Annotated in this window: 15 protein-coding genes; 9 read left to right on the forward strand and 6 right to left on the reverse strand. The window is 47.3% G+C overall.

What is annotated here, in order from left to right; genetic code table 11:
* On the forward strand, positions 1-457 hold a 457-nt coding region (locus DWU89_RS18320; protein WP_147292146.1), incomplete at its 5' end, for an integrase core domain-containing protein.
* A 534-nt stretch (positions 458-991) separates the two neighbouring features.
* Here DWU89_RS18320 and DWU89_RS18325 read toward each other — a convergent pair.
* Both DWU89_RS18325 and DWU89_RS18330 read right to left on the reverse strand, forming a co-directional pair.
* Positions 992-2,539, reverse strand: a complete 1,548-nt coding sequence (locus DWU89_RS18325; protein WP_115501080.1) for an ATP-binding protein — start codon at positions 2,537-2,539, stop codon at positions 992-994.
* 127 nt (positions 2,540-2,666) lie between these two features.
* Positions 2,667-5,945 carry a S41 family peptidase gene (locus DWU89_RS18330; protein ID WP_115501081.1) on the reverse strand — a complete coding sequence of 1,093 codons (3,279 nt, stop codon included), beginning with the start codon at positions 5,943-5,945 and terminating at the stop codon, positions 2,667-2,669.
* 130 nt (positions 5,946-6,075) lie between these two features.
* Here DWU89_RS18330 and DWU89_RS18335 point away from each other — a divergent pair, with 130 nt between their 5' ends.
* The 8 genes from DWU89_RS18335 to DWU89_RS18370 all read left to right on the forward strand — a co-directional run bounded on the left by DWU89_RS18335 (position 6,076) and on the right by DWU89_RS18370 (position 19,547).
* Positions 6,076-6,651 carry an RNA polymerase sigma factor gene (locus DWU89_RS18335; RefSeq protein WP_115501082.1) on the forward strand — a complete coding sequence of 192 codons (576 nt, stop codon included), beginning with the start codon at positions 6,076-6,078 and terminating at the stop codon, positions 6,649-6,651.
* A gap of 219 nt (positions 6,652-6,870) precedes the next feature.
* On the forward strand, positions 6,871-7,851 hold the full coding sequence (locus DWU89_RS18340; RefSeq protein WP_115501083.1) for a FecR family protein: 981 nt from the start codon (positions 6,871-6,873) through the stop codon (positions 7,849-7,851).
* A 99-nt stretch (positions 7,852-7,950) separates the two neighbouring features.
* A complete protein-coding gene (locus tag DWU89_RS18345) occupies positions 7,951-11,289 on the forward strand; it encodes a TonB-dependent receptor (RefSeq protein WP_115501084.1) in 3,339 nt (1,112 codons plus the stop codon).
* Between the two features lie 19 nt (positions 11,290-11,308).
* Complete coding sequence (locus DWU89_RS18350; protein WP_115501085.1) at positions 11,309-13,111, forward strand: RagB/SusD family nutrient uptake outer membrane protein; 1,803 nt, start codon at positions 11,309-11,311, stop codon at positions 13,109-13,111.
* A gap of 515 nt (positions 13,112-13,626) precedes the next feature.
* Positions 13,627-14,037, forward strand: coding sequence for a hypothetical protein (locus DWU89_RS18355; RefSeq protein ID WP_115501093.1), 411 nt, complete (start codon positions 13,627-13,629; stop codon positions 14,035-14,037).
* 45 nt (positions 14,038-14,082) lie between these two features.
* Entirely contained in the window at positions 14,083-17,310 is a 3,228-nt protein-coding gene (locus tag DWU89_RS18360; RefSeq protein WP_115501086.1) for a S41 family peptidase, read from the forward strand.
* Positions 17,311-17,322: 12 nt separating this feature from the next.
* Positions 17,323-18,987 carry an arylsulfatase gene (locus DWU89_RS18365; RefSeq protein ID WP_115501087.1) on the forward strand — a complete coding sequence of 555 codons (1,665 nt, stop codon included), beginning with the start codon at positions 17,323-17,325 and terminating at the stop codon, positions 18,985-18,987.
* A gap of 35 nt (positions 18,988-19,022) precedes the next feature.
* Positions 19,023-19,547, forward strand: a complete 525-nt coding sequence (locus DWU89_RS18370) for a 3'-5' exonuclease (RefSeq protein ID WP_115501088.1) — start codon at positions 19,023-19,025, stop codon at positions 19,545-19,547.
* Here DWU89_RS18370 and DWU89_RS18375 read toward each other — a convergent pair.
* The 4 genes from DWU89_RS18375 to DWU89_RS18390 all read right to left on the reverse strand — a co-directional run bounded on the left by DWU89_RS18375 (position 19,544) and on the right by DWU89_RS18390 (position 24,229).
* A complete protein-coding gene (locus DWU89_RS18375) occupies positions 19,544-20,719 on the reverse strand; it encodes a dicarboxylate/amino acid:cation symporter (protein WP_115501089.1) in 1,176 nt (391 codons plus the stop codon). The two genes, DWU89_RS18370 and DWU89_RS18375, sit on opposite strands and share 4 nt — an antisense overlap.
* Positions 20,688-22,154: a Na+/H+ antiporter NhaC gene (gene nhaC, locus DWU89_RS18380; RefSeq protein WP_115501090.1), complete on the reverse strand. Its 1,467-nt coding sequence runs from the start codon at positions 22,152-22,154 to the stop codon at positions 20,688-20,690. Before nhaC ends, DWU89_RS18375 begins: the two co-directional genes overlap by 32 nt.
* A gap of 91 nt (positions 22,155-22,245) precedes the next feature.
* Positions 22,246-22,941, reverse strand: a complete 696-nt coding sequence (locus tag DWU89_RS18385) for an SIR2 family NAD-dependent protein deacylase (protein ID WP_115501091.1) — start codon at positions 22,939-22,941, stop codon at positions 22,246-22,248.
* Between the two features lie 43 nt (positions 22,942-22,984).
* A complete protein-coding gene (locus DWU89_RS18390) occupies positions 22,985-24,229 on the reverse strand; it encodes a serpin family protein (RefSeq protein ID WP_115501092.1) in 1,245 nt (414 codons plus the stop codon).
* Between the last annotated feature and the right edge of the window lie 126 nt (positions 24,230-24,355).

Consider the following 24,355-nt stretch of genomic DNA (forward strand, 5'->3'; position numbering starts at 1 on the left):
TCGGATAATGGGATGGACGTTCTCTTCTTCATTGAAATATAAGAATGCACAAGAAACGTTAGAACAAGCGATAAAGAAGTCTGGAGGCCCTTTGGCTGGATTAATCCATCATTCGGACAGAGGTATCCAGTATACTTATTTCGCATATATGGATCTGTTGACCCAGTATGGTATACGGGTCAGCCGGACGGAACATGGGGATCCATTAGAGAATGCGGTAGCAGAACGTATTAATGGCATATTGAAACAAGAATGGTTATCCTTGTATACGTTTAAAAATGAAGATGATATACGAGCTGTCCTGCTCCCTGCCATAGAGTTCTATAATCACGAAAGGCCGCACGCCAGTAATAATTGGTTGACGCCCGACCAGGCTTATAATCAAAAGGGAGTGCTGACAAAGAAATGGAAGAATTATTATCCTGCGCGAAAGGCTCAACCACTTGCTTACATATAAATAGCAGCGCTCGTCGGGAGTGGTGCTCCACTCCCTTGCCGCTAAGGCGTTCCCAGAGCAATGAGTTTTTGGGTGGGTCATCTTTATTTACTAACTTTGCCCGTCTCTCACAAGCTGGTGGTTTATGTAATGCCTTTAGTAGGAATAAACAAAAAGAGTGTAAACCTAATTTAGGTTTTAATCTTTGTTATGTAAATTGAGTTTAGTTATAATTGTTTAATCTGTAAACTGATTTCAGGAAAGGTCAGTTACGGCTGTATTCTTTCTATGTCACAACTGTCTTCCTTCTATGTTACAGTTGGATTTCTTTTGTTTCACGGCTGTGACATGAACAGCGGGTAGGTATGGAAGGAGCACACATCCCGTATCGCTCGTTCTATCTTCCGGGTGGTTCCTTCCTTTACGGCACAATAACCCCATGAAGCACTGCAATACCATTTTACAGGCGATCTTGACAAGTCAGGACCTTCTTATACAGATACAGTGCTTATCCAGCAATTCGCGCATTATTTGTATGATGATGTCTTTATTTTCTTACTCCACTATCCATTGTTCGATATTCCTTGTCTCATTGCTGAAATTGATTCCGATCTTGAACAGTTTGCGCGGATCGGAGGCGAAAGGCTGTGCGTAATTCTTTTCGTCGATTTGCCGGAGGGCCTCTTCGGCGGTTCCGTTGAGTTTAAACTCCATGATATAGATGAAATCATTCGTTTGTAAAACCAGATCGATCCGCCCATTGGAAGTATGATATTCTGCTTTTACATAGAACCCGATCAGCTTGAAGACAATGAAAAGAACGTTCTGATAATGTAATTCCAGATCACGGATTAATTCATAAGGCGTGTCGGCAAAGAAACTTTGCAGGCGGCGGAAGAAAGAGTCGTAATCGCCGCTTTCGATTTCACGAACAAATCTCTGTATGTGGAAAGCAGTGTCGACTTTTGTTGTGTTGGCATAGAAAGGGAGGAGGAATTTCATGAAACCCTCTTCCACTTCACGGTTCGGAAAGCCCAGGCGATAAGTTCCGAAACGTCGGTCGTATCCTTTGATTGTCAGATATCCGCTTTGATAAATGACGGGGATCGGGTTTGTGGAGGATGAATCGATACTGTTCAGGGTATCTTCATCTGTTTCCACATGCGCCATTTGGTGCAGATCATAGTCGTGTATTTTAAGCAATTCCACCAGATAAGTAGGTGTTCCTGTTTCAAACCAGTAGTTCCCGAACCGGCGCTTGGCGAAAGTATTTAACAGGCTGAACGGGTTGTATATGCCGATGCTGTCTTCCGTGAAATGATAACCGTCGTAGTTCTCTTTCAGTACGGCACATACTTCCTCGTCGGCCATACGTTGTGCTTTGGCCAGTTCTTCAATTCCCTCTTTGAAATTGTCACGTAATTCTTGCTCGGTAATACCGCACAGGGCGACATAATCGTTCCACATCGACAGGTCCATCAGATTGTTCAATGCGCTGAATACGCTGATCTTGCCAAACTTGGTGACGCCTGTCAGAAAGGCGAATTTGATACAACCATCTTTGCTTTTCAATGCACTGTAGAAAGCCTGCAGCGTACTGCGGAAACTTTGTTGTAACGTTTCATTACCAATCGCTTGCAACATGGGTTTATCATATTCGTCTACAAGAATCGCCACACGGTGCCCTGTCTTTTCATAGGCTCTTTGGATAATACCTTGAAAACGCAAGGCCAGTCCGATTTCGGTTGGCTCGGTGCCATAAATCTTTTCCCATCCTGTGAGAGTTGTATTGAGGATATGTTCCAGACTTTCCGGACTGTCATATTTCTGTGTGTTGAGATCCAAATGTAAGACCGGACGCTTCACCCAGTCCTTTTCCAGTTTTTCAATGGCAAGTCCTTCGAAGAGTTCGCGTTTCCCTTCAAAATAGGCTTCGAGCGTGGAGATAAGTAAGCTCTTTCCAAAGCGGCGCGGGCGGCTGAGGAAATAGTAGTTGCCGTTTTTAACCAATTGATAAACCAAGGCTGTTTTATCAATATAAAAAAAATCGTCTTTGCGAATCTTTTCGAAGTTCTGTATTCCAACTGGATAAACCTTGCTCATGATCGAATGGTCTTTAGGATTCTGAATAATACAAAGATATGATTTTCCTGCTGATAAAACAATGTAGCCGGGGAAAGTTTTAAGACAAGAAAGGGATGTCCCGCCAAGAACATCCCTTTCTCATTTGTTATTTGCTGCCTACTTCTTTCAGCATCTCTTTCACTGCTTCTTCCAACTGACGGTCTTCGCCTTTCAGTTGGGATTCAGGAGAGTTGTAGACTTCGATGTCCGGTTCGAGTTCCTGGTTCTCGAGGTAGCGGCCTTGCATATCTTGCATACCGACCTGCGGGATACCGAAGACGATCGTCGGGTCGATTTGTGATTCCCACCAGACGGCAGTCATTGTTCCCGGCACCGGTGCGCCGATCAGTTTGCCGATCTTCAAAGTCTTGTAAGTCCAGGGGAAACCATGTGCGTTGGAATAGTTGTCTTCGCACATCAATACGCACGACGGTTTGGTCCAACGGTTGAACGGGTCGTTACCGATGAACTGTCCGCGCGGAGTGAACTTGGCGTAAACTTCCCCGCTCAGCAGGATTGCCAGGTCCTCGTGCAACCAGCCGCCGCCATTGTGGCGTGTGTCGACGATTACAGCTTCCTTGTTGCGGCAACGGCCTAACAATTCGGAATATGTTTCGCGGAAACTCGGGCTGTTCATGCCTTGTATGTGCACATAACCGATTTTGCCGTTTGACAGCTTGTCGACCATCTGGCGTTTCTGTTCCACCCAACGTTTGTATAGTAGGTTGGACTGTGCGCCGTAAGTGATCGGTTTCACCTGTTCCTCGAAATGCTCTTTGGTTGCCGGATTATAGACGGACAATAAGATTTTCTTGCCCGCTTTTCCGTTCAACAACGGATAATAATCTTCACCTCCCTTGATGCTTGTGCCGTCGATCTTCTCGATGATATAGCCCGGTTTGATTTTGGTATCGGCTTGTGTCAACGGACCTTTCGCTATGATTTCCATGATCTTCAATCCGTCGCCCGTATAGCTGTTATCGTAGAAAGCACCTAAGCTGGCTGTTGCCGGAGCCGAGGATGCAGAATAATAGCGTGCGCCTGTATGAGAGCCGTTCAGCTCGCCCAGCATTTCGGAAAGCATTTCTGCAAAGTCGTAATTGTTGTTGATATGCGGAAGAAACTTTTCATACGCTTTTTCATATCCCGCCCAGTCGATGCCGTGGATTGCCGGATCGTAGAACTTCTCCAATACCTGACGCCAGGTGTGGTGGAAGATATATTCGCGCTCTTTGGCCGCGCGATAAGCAAATTCGGCTTTGAATGCGATCGGCTTCGTCTTGCTGTCTTTGATTTCGATTTTCTTCAACTGGCCTCTCGATATGAGGAAGATGTTTTCGCCTTTCTTGTCGGAGAACATCGTGCCGCCACCGACACCTTTGATCAGCAGCTTGGTTGTGTTTTCCTTGAAGTTATGTTCCCACAGATCGTAACCGTCTTCGAAAGCGGCGCAGTAATACAGTTTGTCGCCTTTCGGAGTCAGGACGGCATCGCCTAAGAATGACGAATTGACCGTCAGGCGCATAACGCGGTCCTTACGGTTGGCCAAGTCGAATTTGAGCGGCTCGACCGGTTTGTCTTTGTCGTCCTTTTTCTTGTCGGCGTCTTTATCCTTATCTTTTTTGCTGTCTTTGCTCTTGTCTTTGTCTTTTGCGTCTTTGTCTTTATCTTCGTCTTTCTTGTCCTTTTCGTCGTCAAGCAAAGCCTGTTCCTCCTTGGAAAGACGGAATTTGTCGTATGCTTCGGCGTCGAAGAACATGATATAGATATCGTCTTCTGCTCCCCAGCTGCCATGACTGCGGAAACCGGCACGGTCGGACGACCAGATCATGGCTTTTCCATCCAGCACCCATTTGGCATTGTTGTCGGAGTAACCGCTTTCGGTCAGGTTTGTCATTTCACCGCTGCCGTCGGCTTTAACGAGCACGATGTCCGTATTGTTCCAGCCGCCGATGTCGATGTATTTGGCAAGGAACCATTTGCTGTCGGGCGACCATTGGTAATACTGGTCACCATCGGAATAAGAATAGTTGTATTTGCCGTCCAGAACGGTACGAATCTGTTTGTTTTTCAGGTTGATAACACGCAAGGTCGTGCGGTTTTCGAGGAAAGCAACCTCTTTGCCGTCCGGCGAATACATCGGTTGGAAAGAGGTCTGGCCCGTTACCACCAACGGTTCTTCTTTCAACTCCTGCGCATACGTGAAATATTTGTCGTCTTTGCGTACGAGGCTGCTTTGATAGACTCCCCAAGTTCCTTCCCTTTCGGCAGAGTAAACCAGTGAACGGCCGTCAGGACTGAAATCCAGGTCGCGTTCCTGCTGCGGGGTGTTGGTGATCTGTTTGGTCGTTTCGTAATCGACGGAAGTCACATACACGTCGCCGCGGACGATGAAGGCAACCTCTTTCCCGCTCGGCGAAACGGCAATGTCGGTCGCGCCGCTTGTCTTGAGCTGGTGGATCAGGTCGTTCTCAACTTTGTCGGAAACGATGCGGACATCAATCTTCTTCGGTTGTGCTCCCTCTTTTACGGTATAGATTTCGCCGTCATATCCGTAGCACAGGTTACCGTTGTTGTCCGAAGTCAGGAAACGGACGGGATGAGTCGTGTAGGTTGTGATCTGGCGGCTGTTTTTACCCGTCAGGTCGTTTTTGAATATGTTGAAACTTCCTTTTTCTTCGCTCAGGTAGTAGAAGCCGGAGCCGTCCGCTGTCCATACCGGGTTGCGGTCTTCCCCGCGGAAAGTCGTAATCTTTTTAAAGGAACGATCCTGTCCGAGCGTGCACAGCCAGATGTCGCGTGTGATAGACGACTGATGGTGCTTGCGCCAGGGATCTTCGTATCCTTTTTTGTCTTGATAAAGCAGTTTGTCGCCTTGTTTATTCAGCGACAGGCTTTCCATGGCAAGAGAAGAGTAGAGCTCCGGGCGACCGCCGTCCAAGCTGATCCGGTAAATCTGCGGAAACTGTCCGGACGGGAACTGGCTGTCTTTGGCATCCTGCTGGATGGCAGCTGAGTAGAGGATGTGATTGGCATCGCTGAACGTTTCCGGATATTCGTTTGCAGAGTGCGTAGTCAGCTGTTTCGGCGTTCCTCCTTCCTTATCCACCACAAAGATGTCGAAATTTCCGTTGCGGTCCGATGCAAACGCGATCTTGTTGCCGTCGGGCGACCAGACCGGGCGTGTGTCGTGAGCCGGATGGGTTGTCAACTGGGTAGCTTTGCCACCATTTGCCGGAACCGTGTAAATGTCGCCTTTGTAGGTAAAGGCTATCATTTCACCGTTCGGAGAAATAGCCGGATAACGCATCCATAACGGATCATTTTCGGCCAGCACATTGGTAGTAAATAGTAGTGCTGAGGTCAGGATTAATAAAGATTTCATACTTCGTGTTTTTTTAATGGGTGTAAAGATACGGTATTATTGTAAAAAAAGATATAAATAAGCTCAATAGTAATCGTTTAGTAGTTTATTTCTATCTTTACAGTCTTAAAAGCGGAGCAGACGGTACAATATGCACGAAACATCCATACATAGCGATACTATAAAAAAACTTCGGAAAGGATCATATGAGGCATTCGATACATTATATAATATGTATGCCGATTCTTTGTATGGATTTGCCCTGCTACATACAAAATCAGCGGTGCAGGCGGAAGATATCGTGCAGGAGACATTCCTCAAACTTTGGAACATACGTGCCTCTTTGTCTGTGGAAGGTTCCTTCAAATCCATGTTGTTCACCATCGCGAAAAACCATGTGATAGATGCTTTCCGCCGGCAAATCAATCGCCCTGAATTTGAAGATTATATCCGCTTCTGTGAGGATGAGAACTTATTGGATAACACTTCAGTAGAGAAAATATATTATGATGATTTCCTTGAAAAGTTAGCAATCGCCAAACAAAAACTGACGCCTGCCCAGCGGAATATCTTTGAGCTGAGCCGCGAGGAGGGAATGAGTAACGCCGAAATAGCCGCCCTCTCGGAGCTGTCCGAACAGACTGTCAAAAACCATTTATCCGCCGCCTTGAAGGTTTTGCGTGAGGAGTTGCGGAAATACAATTTCCTCTTTGCACTCTTCATTTAGTTTCACGGCACGGAACTTTAGTTCTTTGCTGATGAAACAAAAGTTCCATGACGGTGAAACTTTTGTTTCAAGCAGAGAAAATAGTTGAAACTTTAGTTTCAAGTTGTGTGCGGTGGTGAAACTTTTTTGACGGGAGATAAAAGATATGCTTTAGAACATATAAAAACGCCTGGTACTATTTGAGTACTTCTTCGTGTAACTATAAACAATCGATAAATTATGACCGATTTATTTAATAAATTATATTCTCAATTCTTAAACGGAAAGACCGATCTGAAGGCTTTCAGGGACTTCAAGGAGTCCTTGAATCACCTTCCGGATAACGAACTGTCCGGAAGGATGGAAGCGCATTGGAATGAGAATAACGACTATCCGGTGATGGATGCCAGCCGTAAGCAGAAGATACGCCGGACACTTCGTGAGCAAATAAATCCTCAAAACTATCGGTCTGTCCGTTGGCGTCGCCTGTCTGTTGCGGTGGCGGTTGCTGCTGTTTTATCCGTTTTTATCTGGAATATAACTCTTCTCTATGAGCGGCAAATACCGGAATCTCCTTTTCTGGCTGAGGCTCCGGTGGGAAATAAAGTACTGTTGACGCTTCCGGATAAAAGTACCGTCAAATTAAATTCAGAAAGTTCATTGTCTTATACATATGTAAAAGGGAAACGCGTTGCCTGCCTGGAAGGGGAAGCCTATTTCCATGTTTCGAAAGACCGGGAACACCCGTTTGTCGTGCAGGTCGGAGATTTGAACATCGAAGTGTTGGGGACAAGTTTTAATGTGCGTTCTTATAAGGAATGCGATGAGATAGAGACTTCTCTGGTGGAAGGTTCTATCCGTCTTTTTGACTCCAACAATCCTTTGGAATCATTTCTTTTGAAACCTTCCCAGAAAGCCATCTATTCCAAGAACAACCGGAAAATCAGTTTTCACCATACGGACAATGTGAAAGAAACAGCCTGGACACAGAACCATTTGGTTTTCGAGTCGGAGAAGCTAAGTTCGGTGCTGCATAAGATCGAACGCTGGTATGGCGTGGAGGTCGAACTTCTTTGTCCGGATATCGCCAATGACCGGATCTCCGGTTCTTTTAAGAACGAGCAATTGCCTTATGTGATGGAAGCCTTAAAAATGCAGTACGGTTTTAGTTATGAGATTACCGGAAACAATGTGACAATCAATAAGTCTAATATAAAATAAATATGCTAATGAAATGAAACGGAAAGTAGTAAAAGAGAGTGTTTTTAAAATCAATTGTTTAATAGTTTTATTATAAACTTAAGTCTAACTTATACAATCATGAAGCAAGTGTTTTGGAGTATTGTACTCCTTTTCTTCTGTTCTACAATGTATGCGCAGGACATTTCGCAAAAAGTTTCGATGAATTTGCAGAATGTCACGTTGAAAGAGTTTTTCAATAAGATTGAAACTCAAACTTCTTTTTCAGTGGTCTATCGGGATGTTATCCTAAGTGAAAACCCCGATGTCGTAGTTTCCGCATCCAACCGTCCTTTAAAGGATGTGTTGACCCAGGTGCTGGATAAACAAGGACTTTCCTACAAAGTCAGCAACAAGACAATTGTGATTGTCAAGGCTGCGGGTAAAGCTAAATCCTCCGGCCAGCCGGCCAAAACAATCACGGGTGTGGTTGTCGACGAATCGGGTTTCCCGGTTGCCGGTGCAAACATTGTTGTGAAAGGTACGACCAACGGGACGATTACCGACATGGACGGTAATTTCTCGATCAGTGCCGCTCCCGGCGATTTACTGGCAGTTTCTTATATCGGCTTTCTTCCGGTGGACATTAAAGTGTCCGGCAGCAACAAGGTCGATGTCTTGTTGAAGGAAGATGCACAAGGCCTGGAAGAGGTTGTTGTGGTCGGTTACGGTACGGTAAAGAAAAGAGACTTGACCGGAGCTGTCGCTTCCGTTAGTGCATCTAAAATTACGGCAGTCCCGACTTCTACGGCTTCGGAGGCTTTGCAAGGACGTATTCCGGGTGTCGTGGTTTCCAATTCCAACTGGTCTCCGGGAGCGACGCCGAGCGTGATGATTCGTGGTAAACGTTCCATTACGGCCAGCAATGATCCGTTGTATGTGATCGACGGTGTGCCCGTTACCGGCGGTATGGGAGAAATCAGCCCGGCTGATATCGAATCTATGGAAGTGCTGAAAGATGCATCGGCAACTGCGATCTATGGTGCTCGTGGTGCAAATGGTGTTATCCTGATCACAACTAAGCAAGGTAAGTCGGGTAAGACTCAGATTGACTATAACGGTTATGTCGGAGCACAGACGATCCTGAATGAACTGGATCTGTGGACCGGTGCCGAATATGCGGAATATACCCGTGAGTCTTACCGGAATACGAGCAACTCTTCCATTCGTTACAATTCGGATGTTCCTTCCAGGGATCAGGACTTGATCTGCCCGGGATTCACCCGCGATGCGACGATTATGGAGTCTGTGATGATGGGCTGGGGTGAAAATGGCGTTTACGATCCTTCCCGTGTACGCTCTACGAGCTATATGGATGAGGTTACACGTACAGGTATGATCACTGACCATCAGTTGAGTATCCGTGGTGGTGGCGACCGCACGAACTTCCTGGCTTCAGCCACTTACAACAAGAATAACGGTCTTTTTAAGGATGAAGATTATGAACGTTATTCGATCCGTTTGAACCTGAACCATGAAATCAATAAATATGTGAAGATCGGTGCGCAGACACAGTATTCGCGCTCTGTCCAGAATCGTGGTAGCGGCTTGGCCGGAAGCTGGCGTTTGAGCCCGTTGGCAACATTGCGCGACGATGATGGCAAGCTGATCGAAATGCCGGGTACTTATAATGTGTACAACCCGTTGATGAACCTCGAGCCGGGAGCCGTGAGCCATCCGTTGAAAACAACCCGCTATTTAGGAAGCTACTTCCTGGATGTCAAGTTGCCGGTAGACGGTTTGAAGTTTCGTTCGAACTTGGGTATCGATTCCCGCACCGTGCAGGACTACGAATTCTATTCTGCCCGTACTTCCAACCGTGCATGCAGTACTTCTTCTGCGTCAAATGCAACCGAAAAGTACACCATGTTTACATTGGAAAATATGTTGTTCTATGATAAGACGTTCAACGATAAACATACTTTGGGCGTAACCTTACTGCAGTCTGTTCAGGAAGACCAGAAAGAAACCAATAAGATCGGAGTTGAAAATCTGCCTTCCGATGTCCTGAAATATTATGATGTTTCTTCCGCGTTGCTGATTAACAATATCGGTAGTAGTATGGTGAAATGGAATATGGCTTCTTTCATGGGACGTATCAATTATAACTATTTAGGTCGTTACTTGCTGACAGTCTCTGCCCGTTACGATGGTTCTTCCCGTTTGGCCGACGGTCACAAGTGGGTGCTTTTCCCTTCTGCTGCTCTGGCATGGCGTATCAGTGATGAATCTTTTATGGAAAAGGCCGATTGGATGGATAACCTGAAACTGAGAATTGGTTTCGGTAAGACCGGTAACTCGGCTGTAGAACCTTATCAGACCAGAGGTAATCTGGGTATTGTGAAATATCCGTTCGACAATGGCTCGACTGAAACAATCGGATATGCTCCTAATGTAATGGCAAACAACTTGCTGACATGGGAAACGACCGACCAGTGGAATTTAGGTGTCGACTTCGGTTTCCTGAGAGGCCGTATCAATGGTACGATCGATTTGTATTTGCAGAATACACATGACTTGCTGTTGAAACGTCAGTTGCCGGTTGTGTCCGGATTCCCTGAAGTTTTGTCAAATGTCGGCAAGACTCGTAACAAGGGTATTGAAGTTTCTTTGAATACGCTGAACATCGATACAAAAGATTTCCAGTGGACTACGGATTTGATGCTGTCTTCCAACAAGGAAGAAATTGTAGAGCTGTATAACGGCAAACTTGATGATGTCGGTAGCAAATGGTTTATCGGCCAACCGATTAATGTTCATTACGATTATAAGAAAATCGGTATCTGGCAGGACACTCCGGAAGATCAGGCTGAGATGGCAAAGTATGCCGCCAATGGTACTGCTATTAAACCGGGTGACATTAAACTCCAGGATGTGAATGGCGACCATAAGATTACGGATGAAGACAAGCAAATCTTGGGTAACCCGCGTCCGAAACTGATTGCCAGCATGGTGAACACTTTCAACTATAAAGGTTTCGATCTGTCTGTCTTCCTGTATGCAAGTTTCGGTGCAATGCTTTACAACGATACGTATGCATTGGAACACTGCGGTCGTAACGGTGGCCTGAAGGTTGACTATTGGACTCCGAACAATCCGACTAACGCATACCCACGTCCGAGTGTCGACGAAGAACGTCCGGTATATATTGCCTCTACGTATTACGAAAAGGCAGACTATCTGCGTATCAGGACGATGACTTTGGGTTATACGCTGCCGAAGAATATATCCAAGAAGTTCATGGCTGAGAAACTTCGTTTCTACTTTACCGCCCAGAATCCGTTTGTATTCACAAGCTATTCAGGTATCGACCCGGAAGCATCCAAGATGAATGCGGCCGGTAATCCTGAAACGGGTGGTAGCGGTTACGGAACGCCGAGCGTAAGTTCCTGGATCTTTGGTGTTAATCTGACTTTGTAATTAATCTGATAAAAAAAGAATGAAAATGAAATCTATATATTGCTATATGTTGGCAGGCCTGATGCTTACAACTTCCAGTTGTAGCAGTTGGCTGAGTGAAGACGATGCTCCGGTAATGTCTTATGACTATTATGAAACGGAGGCTGGCGTCGATGCGGCTATTATCGCGGCATACGGTTTCCTGCGTTGGGGCGTAGGTGGTGAACGCTATAATGTCTTGAATGAGTTGGGTACGGACCTCTTTACGGAAGGTGAAGATGGCGTCTATCGCGAATCGTTCAACAAATACGCTACGCAGCTGAATCCGGATGTGGATATTTTATACGACCTGTGGGCAAACCACTATAAAGGAATCAGTGATGCGAATATTGCCATGCAGAAAATAATGGAATCATCCCTGTCGGAAAGCGTGAAGAGCAAGGGTTATGCTGAAATGCAGTTTATCCGCGCATTTCTGTATTTCGATCTGGTTCAGCATTTCGGACGTATTCCTTTGGTAACCGAAGGCAGTTTCGATATTCGTACGGATTTCAAGCGGGCATCAGTCGCAGATGTATATAAACAGATTATCAGTGACCTGCGTAATGCGGCAGAGGCTCTACCTGATAAAGTAGCCAACAAAGGACGTGCAACCTGCTATTCGGCTTCTCATCTACTGGCAAAGGTCTATCTGACACGTGGCAGTGCAATCGCGGACGCACGCGGACAGCAATCGACGGATATGGACAGTACGTTGTATTACGCCGAAAAAGTAATCAACAGTGGCGCTTATCAGTTGATGGATAATTTCTCTTCTTTGTGGGATCTTAAGAACCAGGGAAACTCTGAAGTTATATTTGCAGTACAGTTTACGACAAACCCATTGTTTAACGGGAATGACGGAAATAAGCAGCATCTTTTCTGGTTATCCTGGTATGAAGACCAACCGGGTATGTTGCGTGATATAGAGAATGGACGTCCGTACCGTCGCCATGTCGCAACGAAGAAAACGATGGAAGAATTGTTTGACCATTTGCACGACTCCCGTTTCTATAAGAGCTTCAAATGGGTTTATTATGCAAACAATGAGAAAACATTACCGAAGTGGGAACCGCTTTCTTTTGACGGTACGGTCTATTTCACTCCGGACCCGGCTAAAGGTCAGGTTGCCGGCGATCTGAAATTCCATCTTGGCGATACGGCTATTTATTATACGATGCAAAAGACCGGATTGGATCCGAACAGCAATGAGATGCGTAAGTTCCGTGCCAATTATAACTATACTTATTTCCCGCGTGAAATGCATTCTATCCGGTATTTTCCGGCTTTAGTGAAATGGCTGGATAATAATCGTACCTCCATCGGTGAAGAAAAAGGTGGTCGCGAATGGGTTCGTATGCGTTTGGCAGAAACTTACCTGTTGGCTGCCGAAGCTGCCGGTCGTAAAGGCGATTTTGACAAGGCTGCCGAATATATCAATGTAGTCCGTAAGCGTGCCGCCTGGGCAGAAGGCGAACAGAAAGACCAGCAGATCTGGCTGTTTGAAGGCGGGACAAATAATACGCAGAGCACTTATGACGCGTTGAAGGTCACTCCGGCTGATCTGCAAGGTGATTTTGTCGCTTTCATGCTGGATGAACGTGGCCGTGAATTGCTGGGTGAGATCAATCGTTGGGAAGATTTGAACCGTTGCGAACTTTTGTACGATTGGGTGAAGAGATATAATCCGGATGCTCTCTATATCAAACCCTATCATAAACTTCGTCCGATTCCGCAGAAGCATATCGACCGTCTGAATCCGGTGGGTGAGATCAGTGAAGAGCAGAATGAAGGTTATTATTAATGCTTATATTTTGATTTAATCGATATAGGATAATAGGTATTAATCAAGGATAGCCGGTTACGATGGAATAGATAATATTCCATTTGTAGCCGGCTTTTTTGGGGTTTATAACCAGGCTTTTCTGGAAAAAAACGAAGAGATATATGATTTTATTAAATCTTCTGTTTATCTTTGTTGCGTACAGTAAAAACGGTAAAGTGTTATCGTCAGTACAACTTTGTCGGTGAACACAAAGTTTATATATTGTCTCTTGATTGAAACCTCGAAATTTCAGAAGAACTAGCAGATAGTATGTGAATTTAGTTCACGTTATTTCTTGTTATACACAGACGAGTGTAAGTGCATTCGTGTATCCAAGATAAAAACGTGGGTAATTATCATATACAGCTAGTTACAGGTCTCGAGGTACCTTGTCAAGTGTATGTCGTTAATTCCCACGTTTCTTTATATAACCATCCAATAGGGGAATTGTTGGAGGCTATATGGGATTATTTCAGATAGAACCTATGCAAATAATGGAATTGCCTTTATCTATTGCATGCCTCCAAGAACAATGGGTGCAGTTTCTTTTGAAAAAGCTTGAGCCTGCCAATATTACGGAACTTTTTTGGCAATTACGTCCTTATGTCGTTTTGCATCATGTAGAGTTTCAAGAGTCATCGTTCTCTTTTTCCATATTCGGCGCAGTAAATTTCTCGGATATTATTAGTTTTATCCGGAAGGATGGGACTTTGGGTATTTTATTAAAGAATGGCCGTTTTTATTTGTTCTCCGATTCGAGTATGGACCGGCAATGTATATTGGTTTGTGATCCTGATTTTTATGAACGGGAGGGGAAAGCGTTATCTGCTTGGTCAAATTTCGTCGGTAAATGCCAATTATTGTGGTGGAAAATAAAGGAATATCTGCGCAGGAATATATTTTGAGCATTACTTTTTTTACCTTTGTCGGTAGACTAAACGATAGTAGGTATGAAAAAGAAACTTATCTTTTCTTTATTAGTTCTGGCTGGCGCCCCGTCGTTATTGATGGCGGCTGACGAAGCACGTCTGTTGCGTTTCCCGGCTACGAACGGCAATGAGATTGTTTTCTCGTATGCAGGCGACCTTTACAAGGTCCCGGCTACAGGTGGCGAAGCACAACGCCTGACTTCGCATGTGGGATATGAGATGTTTCCCCGTTTTTCCCCAGATGGCAAAACGATTGCGTTTACCGGTCAATATGATGGTAACACGGAGGTGTACACTATGCCGGCAACCGGTGGAGAACCGTTGCGTGTGACCTATACGGCCACTAATAGCCGTGATGATTTGGGCGACCGTATGGGCCCGAATAACATTGTGATGAACTGGACGCCTGACGGTAGCCGGATCGTGTACCGGAACCGTATCGGCGACGGATTCACGGGAAAGCTCTTTACTGTCGATAAGGAGGGAGGCCTATCCGATGTGATTCCACTTCCCGAAGGAGGCTTCTGCAGTTATTCTCCCGATGGCAAGCAGTTGGCTTATAACCGCGTGATGCGTGAGTTCCGTACCTGGAAATACTACAAAGGCGGTATGGCCGACGATGTGTGGATCTATAATCCTGAAAAGAAGACAGTAGAAAACATTACGAATAATCCGGCCCAGGATATTATCCCGATGTGGATCGGAGATGAAATCTTCTATATCTCCGACCGTGACCGGACGATGAATATCTTTGTCTATAACACGAAGACCAAACAAACCGGCAAGGTCACAAACTTTACCGAATACGACGTGAAGTTCCCGAGTGCGAACGGTAACACCATTGTCTTCGAGAATGGCGGTTATATTTATAAGATGGATGCTACGGCCAAGAAACCGGAAAAGGTTAATATAACGCTGACTTCCGATAATGTTTACGCCCGTAGCGAGATCAAAAACGGAGCCGATTATATTACGGAAGCAAGCCTTTCTCCTGATGGCGAACGCCTGGTTGTGACAGCCCGGGGAGAAGTGTTTAATCTGCCGGCCGACAAAGGAGTGACGAAGAATATCACCCGCTCGCCGGGAGCGCATGACCGGGATGCACAATGGTCGCCCGATGGTAAATATATCGTTTATATCTCCGATGCAACCGGTGAAACGGAACTTTATATGCAGGAAGCTGCCGGAGGCGAACCGATCCGGTTGACGAAGAATAACGACACTTATATTCGTGGTTTCGAATGGAGTCCGGATGCCAAAAAGATTGTTTATACGGATCGTAAGAACCGTGTAAACTTGTTGGATGTCGCTTCCAAACAAGTGACGACTTTGTTGCAGGACCCGATGGGCGAACCCCGCGGCGTTACCTTCTCTCCCGATAACAACTGGTTGACTTATACCCGTACAGCCGATAATGATTACAGCATCGTATATGTATATGACATTGCCGGCAAGAAGGAATATCCGGTGACGGATAAATGGTATAACTCCTCTTCTCCGGCATTCAGCACGGATGGCAAATACCTGATTTTCGCTTCAGCACGCGATTTCAATCCGACATACGGATCGTTGGAATGGAACCATGTCTATAATAATATGTATGGTGTCTATCTTGCGCTGTTGTCGAAAGATACGCCTTCTCCTTTTATGGAAAAGGATGCCGAGGTGGCTGTTGCGAAAGAAGAAACAGCGAAGAAAAAGGATGAGCCAAAGAAAGAAGAAGCCACCACTGCAACAGTCAAGATTGATTTCGACGGTATCACGGACCGTATCATTAAACTTCCGGTGAATCCTTCCTATTATGGGAATTTCTATTCGGATGGCAACAAAGTTTATTACGGAAGCCGTGGCGGAACGAAAGTCTTTGACCTGAAAAAACAGAAAGAAGAAGTTGTTGCCGATGGTGCTTCTATGGGTGTGGAGCCTGGTAGCAAAAAGGCTGTTTTCTTTAAGAACGGTGCGCTTTATGTGACGGATATTCCTTCCGGTAAGGCAGACCTGAGTGAACCCGTCAACCTGTCGAATATGAAAATCACAGTCGACTATCCGCAGGAATGGGCACAGATATTCGATGAAGCATGGCGTGCTTACCGGGATGGCTTCTATCTCGAAAATATGCATGGTGTGGACTGGAAAGCTGTCAAGACTAAATATTCCGTATTGCTTCCCTATGCAAAGACCCGTTTGGATCTGAACTATATCATCGGTGAGATGATCGGCGAGCTTTGCAGTGGCCACGCTTATGTGAATCCGGGCGAAACGGAACGCCCCGAACGGGTGAAAACCGGTTTGTTGGGGGCAGAGATATCGCGTGATAAAAGTGGCTTCTTCCGTCTGGAAAAGATCTTGCCGGGGGCATCCTGGAGCAAGGAACTTCGTTCTCCGCTGACCGAACCGGGTATTGAAGCAAAGGCCGGCGAGTTTATCGTTGCCATCGACGGTGTACCGACAAACAGTGTGAAGGATATGTATTCCTTGCTGGTCGGTAAGGCGGATGTGCCGACTGAAATCTCGCTCAATAGCAAACCGCAATTGGCCGGTGCCCGCAAGATCGTGATCAGCCCGCTTGCAGAAGAATACTCTTTGTATCATTATAACTGGGTACAGGATAATATAAAGAAAGTTGACAAAGCCTCGAACGGCAAGATCGGTTATATTTATATCCCGGATATGGGTGTGGAAGGATTGAACGAATTCTCCCGCTATTTCTATCCGCAGTTGGATAAGGAAGGACTGATTATCGACGACCGTGCGAATGGTGGTGGTAACGTTTCGCCAATGATTCTCGAACGCCTTGCGCGCGAACCGTACCGTCTGACGATGCGCCGGGGTTCTGCTCGCGTCGGAACAGTGCCTGATGCCGTACAGGTCGGCCCGAAAGTTTGCTTGATCAATAAATACTCGGCTTCCGACGGCGACCTCTTCCCCTGGGGCTTCCATGCTTTGGGACTGGGCAAACTGATCGGAACGCGTACCTGGGGAGGTATTATCGGTATCAGCGGTTCCCTGCCTTATATGGACGGAACGGATATCCGTGTGCCTTTCTTCACCAGCTATGATCCGAAGACCGGCAGTTGGATTGTCGAGAACCACGGTGTCGATCCCGACATCTTGATCGATAACGACCCGATCAAGGAATGGAACGGTGAAGACCAACAGTTGAACCGGGCCATCGAAGAGGTGATGAAAGAACTTCAGAACCGCAAGCCTCTTCCCGGAATTCCGGCTCCGCGAGATTTCAGTAAATAAAAATAGATCAATATGTACAAACGTGTTTTAAGTTTCACTTCTTTAGGCCTTTTGGCTTCTTTTGCGCCTTCTTTGCAGGCGCAAAAGGATAGCCGCCCCAATATTCTGGTTATTTTGGCAGACGACCTCGGCTTCTCCGACATTGGTTGTTACGGTGGGGAGATTCAGACTCCTAATTTGAATAAGCTGGCCGAAAACGGATTGCGTTTCACTCATTTCTATAATACCAGCCGCAGTTGTCCGACGCGTGCATCGCTTTTGACCGGCTTGTATCAGCATCAGGCCGGTATCGGACGCATGACGTTCGATGACCATAAACCCGGCTACCGGGGGACGATGACGCACAACGGCGTAACCATAGCCGAAGCGCTCGGCAGTGCCGGCTATAACACCGCCTGGGTCGGCAAATGGCATGTGGCTGAAACGCCCCTCCGCCCCGACCAGCGGCAATGGCTGGCCCATCAGGTGCACCACGATGAGTTTGCCCCGAAAGACAATTACCCGCTGAACCGCGGATTCAAGGATTGTTACGGCACGATCTATGGCGTGGTCGATTATTTCGACCCCTTCAGCCTGGTCAGTGGCGACAAGCCGGTGGATACCGTCCCCGACGATTACTACAGTACGATCGCACTGGCGGATACGGCTGTCGCTTATGTAAACAAGTATGCCGCTTCGGACAATCCTTTCTTTATGTATCTGGCTTTCCACTGTCCGCATTGGCCGTTGCATGCCCTGCCGGAAGATATCAAGAAGTACGAGGATACCTACAAATGCGGTTGGCAGGCGATCCGTGAAGCCCGTTACGAGCGCATGAAAAAGATGAAGCTTTTCGGCGATGCCGACGATTTCCTCTCCCCGCGCCAGTTCTCCGATTCCTGGGACGAAAATCCCGATAAAGAATGGGATGCCCGTGCGATGGCTGTCCATGCTGCCATGGTCGATCGGATGGACCAGGAGATAGGACGGGTGATAAAAGCCCTCGAAGAGACCGGCCAGCTGGATAACACCCTGATCCTTTTCATGTCTGACAACGGTTGCAGCAATGAAGACTGCCAACTCTATTCGGAAGGCGAGAACGATCGTCCGGCGGAAACCCGCAAAGGCGAAAAGATCGTCTATCCGCGCAAGAAAGAGGTGATGCCCGGCCCGGAAACTACGTATGCTTCAGTCGGTGCCCGTTGGGCGAATGCAGCCAATACGCCTTTCCGTTACTGGAAAGCGATGTCGTATGAAGGTGGTATTTGCACCCCGATGATCGCTTATTGGCCGAAAGGCATTAAGCAACCGAAAGGCTCTATTAATACGCAGATGGGGCATGTGATCGATGTTATGGCAACCTGCCTGGATATATCGGGAATCCAATATCCGGCAGAATATCATGGAAATAAAATTCTCCCGCTGGCAGGAAAGAGCCTGCTCCCGGTCTTCCGGACCGGTGTGCGCGATGGGCACCGCGAACTTTGCTTCGAGCATTTCAACGAAAAGGCGCTGATCGATGCCTCCGGCTGGAAGATTGTATGGCCTAACGCCAAAAAGGCTTGGGAACTGTATGATTTGAATAACGACCGCAGCGAAATGCATGACCTGTCCGCACAATATCCCGAAAAGGTGAAGGAAATGGCAGCACGTTATGAGATGTGGGAGAAAGATTATATGGTAGAGCCTCGCCCCTGAAACAAATATTCTGAATCTAAACTTATTAATATCAAATGGAGAGATTCGCAGCAATCGATTTTGAAACAGCCAACAACCAGCGCAGCAGCATATGCAGTGTGGGTATTGCTATTGTAGAGGACAACAAGGTTATAGACTCGATCTATAGCCTTGTCCGTCCTACTCCGAATTTTTATACCCGGTGGACGACAGCCGTGCATGGTATTACGATGCAGGACACGTTCGATGCGCCCGACTTTGAAGAAGTCTGGGCCGGTATCGCCGCCAAGTTGCAGGATATTCCGTTGGTGGCCCATAACAGCCCGTTCGATGAGGGTTGCTTGAAAGCCGCCCATCTTGCCTACGACCTGGCCTATCCCAAATATCAGTTCTATTGCACCTGCCGCCTGTCCCGGCGGATGTATCCTTTCCTGGTCAACCATCAACTCCAGACCGTAGCCGCCCATTGCGGATACGATCTGACTTATCATCACCATGCGATGGCGGACGCTTATGCCTGCGCCCATATCGCCGCAACCATGATGCGGGAAAAAGGGGTGGAAAGGTTGTGCGATCTTTAGTTAGCAGATGGTTCGCCGGCTATTTTATCCACAACGATGGCGATCGCCCCGTCACCTGTTACGTTGCAGGCGGTGCCGAAGCTGTCCATCGCGATATAAAGGGCAATCATCAGGGCCTGAAGTGTCTCATTAAATCCTAACATACTCTGCAGCAGACCCAGTGCCGCCATGATAGCCCCGCCCGGAACGCCCGGAGCGGCAACCATCGTCACGCCTAACATCATGATGAAACCGGCCAGTGCCGTGAAAGTGACCGGCTCGCCCGACATATACATGATGGCCATTGCGCAGGCCGTAATCTTCATCGTACTGCCGGACAGGTGGATTGTGGCGCAGAGTGGAACCACGAAAATCGCGATTGTTTCCCGCACGCCGTTCTTGACTGCCTGTGCTAATGTCACAGGGATTGTGGCGGCTGAGGACTGTGTCCCTAAGGCTGTCGCATAGGCCGGAAGCATATTCTTTAACAGCTTGAGCGGGTTTTTTCTGCTGACGCCTCCGGCTATGGAGAACTGGATAAGCAGCAGTAACACATGCAGGACAAATATCACGATGATGACTTTCAGGAACATGGTGATCACGCTCAATACCTGTCCGCTCACCGTCATGTTCAGGAAGATACCGAAGATATGGATCGGCAGCAAAGGAATGATTACGACCTCGATCAGTTTGATAATGATCTTCTGGAAATCGGCGAACGCATCCCGCAGAGTAGTCCCGTTGATATAGGAAAGGCCGAGCCCGATCGTGAAAGAGAGTAACAAGGCTGTCATGACATCCATCAACGGTGGCATGGCAACCGTGAAATAGGGTTGCAGCATGAAATCTTCGGGGTTCTCCATCGCGGTCAGCTCCGCATTGACCGGAAGGATATGCGGGAAGATGGCCGAGCTGCTGAAATAGGTGAAGAAGCCGGAAAAGATAGTCGAGCCGTAAGCGATCAGTGCCGTTATCGCTAACAGTTTGCCTGCCCCTTTGCCCAGATCGCCGATGGCCGGCGTGACCAATCCTAAGATGATAAGCGGGATCGAGAACGACAGGAAGTTCCCAAACAAAGAATTAAACGTAACAAAGATGCGGGCGATCCCGCCGGGCAGGAACTGCCCGAACACAACACCGGCTGCAATGGCAATGACGACCTTAGCCAGTAACGACACTTTCAGCTTTTTCATTTTTCCTTTTTATTTTGAACCCGAGCGCGGCAACCGTGATGCTCATCAACGGGCTGATTAGATTAAAGAAACAATAAGGCAGATAGGTGAATGTCGCGACCCCGAGGATCGTAGCCTGTGTCATACCGCAGGTGTTCCACGGGATCAGTACGGAAGTGACGGTGACTGAATCTTCCACCGTACGGCTCAGCAAGCGGCTTTCATAACCTTTCTTTTCATAAATATCTTTGAACATATTTCCCGTCAGGATGATGGAAATATATTGGTCTGCCGTACAAATGTTGAGGAACAGCCCCGATGCAACCGTCGATGCAACCAGTCCGACCGTTCGTTTCATGAAGCGGAGGAACACAGACGTGATGCTTCCTAACATACCGCTTGCCGCCATTGCCCCGCCGAAACACATGGCACAAAGGATCAGCCATATGGTGTTCAGCATACCCGACATCCCGCGTGTGGAAACCAGGTCGTTCAGTTCCGTATTGCCCGTCTCGATCCCGGTACTGCCATAGAATGTCATCAATAGGCCTTTGAAGTTGGATTGCATGTCCTGCACCGGTAAACCGGAAATCTCCTGCAACAGATGTGGCTGGAAGATCAAGGCGAAGAGTCCGGCTAATGCCGCCGAAATGAACAGCGTGACGATAGACGGAACCCGCTTTGCAATCATAATACCGGTCGCGACCGGAACGATCAGAAGCCAGGGTGTGATATGGAACGTACGGTCGAGCGCTACCGAATATTGTGCGATCTGGTCGGTTGCCGTTGCCTCGTGAGAAAGACCGGCAACGGTAAAGATGATAAGCGTGATTACCAGAGAGGGTACTGTTGTAATCATCATATACCGGATATGTTTGAACAGAGGCGTGTCTGTCACCGATGAAGCAAGAATCGTCGTGTCGGAAAGCGGGGATATCTTATCTCCGAAGTAGGCACCCGATATGATCGCTCCGGCAATCCATCCGTCGGAGAAACCTTGTGCCTGCCCGATGCCTAAAAGGGCGATCCCGATGGTGGCGATCGTTGTCCACGAACTTCCCGTCATGACTGAAACGACTGCGCAGATGATGCACGTGGACGTAAGGAAAAAGTTAGGGTGGATAATCTGCATCCCGTAATAGATCAGGGTCGGGACGACACCGCTGATCATCCAGCTTCCCGACAGGGCACCGATAATCAGCAAGATGATCAGAGCTGTTGCGACTCCGGTGATATTGTTGATCATTGCCAGTTCCAGCGCTTTCCAGCGCACTTTACTGTATGCCATGGCGATCAGGCAGCAGACAGCAGTGGCTGTAAGCAATACGATCTGGCTTCCGCCGCTGAGGGCATCGCTGCCGAACGTGCGTATTGTTACGAATAAAAGGGCTACCAAAACAAGTATGGGAACCAGGGAAAGTAGGGGCGAAGGAATCTTCGTCGGATTATGCTCCATTCTCAATAATACTTATTCTATATGTTTACTCCGCAAATTTAATAGAAAAGCAATGAATTACTTCTATTATGTAAGTGATTTTAAGAACGTATTAATGATTTTGCAGTAATAATCCCTTTAACTCTTTTACGCCTTCCGAAGCTCCTTTACGGATGAACCGGATATCATTGCGATAAGCTTTCACCTCTTTCGGGTCGATCAGGTAGATCGGCTGGCCCCGGCGGACGTAGTTAAGCAGTCCGGCCGCCGGATAGACATTGAGCGAGGTGCCGATCACCACGAAGATATCGCAGTCTTCCACCAGACGGATGGCCGGATCGATCATCGGGACCGCTTCGCCGAACCAAACGATAAAGGGGCGGAGTTGCACGCCGTGCGGGTCCTTGTCGCCGATATGCAGGTCGGGGTTCTCGGGCGAGATATCGTATGTCGTATTCAGGTCGCGCACGGAGCAGGCTTTCATCAGTTCGCCATGCAAGTGGATGACGTGGCTGCTTCCTGCCCGTTCATGCAGGTTATCTATATTCTGGGTGATGATCCGGACGTCGAACTCTTTTTCCAGTTCGGCAAGTCCGATATGCCCGGCGTTGGGTTTTGTGTTCAGCAATTCCCGGCGTCGCTGATTGTAAAAGTTGAGCACCAGTTCCGGATCGGCGGCAAAACCTTCCGGCGTCGCCACATCTTCCACCCTGTATTTCTCCCACAGTCCGTCCGAATCACGGAACGTCGAAATACCACTCTCGGCACTCATCCCTGCACCGGTCAGCACGACTAATTTCTTTTTCATAAGGCAGTTGTTCTATATTCCTCACAAATATAGGAAAGAAAAATCATTCCGGCTTCCCAACTTTGCCTGCAAATAGGATGGCGCCTGTACTTTTTTCTTTCAGTACGTAACCGAAGGGGTGGTCGAAACGGATTTCGGCGGGCTGGGAATGCCCTCCGGATGATGTACTTATTCCTGATATCGTGACGGCTGCCGCTTCCGTGCCGGATTCATTCAGCTCGATGTATGTCTTCTGTTTCAGCAGCCCAAGATAGAGGTCATGCGCCGTTGACATATTGGCAAAGTTTGCATTAAATGAGTCGAATGCATCATGGATACCGAGAGCTTCCATGGTTTCGATCAGCTCTTTTTCTGTCTTGATTAGGAAGCGGGGAAGATATACCGTTACTTCAACGGGATGCATATTTTCGTTCCAGTTGAGCCATGTTTCCACATCCAGGTCTGCAATCACTTTATCGATATCTTTTTTCTTACGGTCGGCCGGGATGAAAAGGACCATGCTGAAAGCGCCGTTCCCGTAAGGTAGTTCTATGACCTGCACGTCTTCATCGGCGTAGTAATTGTGGCCTTGCGTCTGCCTCATGGTCGGAACCCTTACCATTCCGCCGTTTGCCAGATAGAACGTTTCGTCTTTCGTCTCCGATTCCTTAAACTCGTATTTCCAAAGACCTTTGAAGTAGATTGCATTGATCAGGTAGCTTACCGCACTGCCCGGTATATTATCGATGATCTCCGGGATCAACCCGTTTGTCTTTTGATTGCACCAGCTGTTGATCTTTTCCACTGTACTGTTGTCAAACGGTTCGTTGCTGACTTCCGCATTATAATAGGTCTGATTGGTCTGGATAAACTCCGGCAGCAGGGGAAAACCGTTTCTTACCCACAGGCTGTTGGCATTCGTGAAGATCGTTCGCCCGTCCAGTTTGGGTAGTTCGGTTTGCATCATTTGCACATACTCGTTGATTTGCTGGTTGGTGAAACCTTCAAAGCCGAGTGTTTTCTGCATCTCTGTATAGGTATTGCCGTCCGCACCGTTCAGGACCATGCCCAGGCAAAGGCTGGCGCTCAAAGGCGAGATACAAAAGTTTTCCTTATCCTTTTCCGCTTTTGCAATTTCCCGATAAAAGTCGAAGGAAAACCTTTGTACTTGTGTATTGATCTCACCAGATTTAGTTGACAGCGGAATGTCATAACGCGGAGTGTCTTTTCCGAAATCCCCGCCATCGTCATTTGTACAGGACAAAAGACAAAAGGTAAATAGAATCGCTGATAAGAGTGTTGTTTTCATAAGATAGATATTTTAAGTGCTTACTATTATATAGATGCAAACAGAAAGGAAATAGTTGCACGAAAAAGACAATAACCCCTCTTTTTGCCTGTTTTTCTATTTCGTCCGAAATCTTGATCGATTTTG

This window comes from Parabacteroides acidifaciens (assembly GCF_003363715.1).
GTDB classification, from domain to species: Bacteria; Bacteroidota; Bacteroidia; order Bacteroidales; family Tannerellaceae; genus Parabacteroides; species Parabacteroides acidifaciens.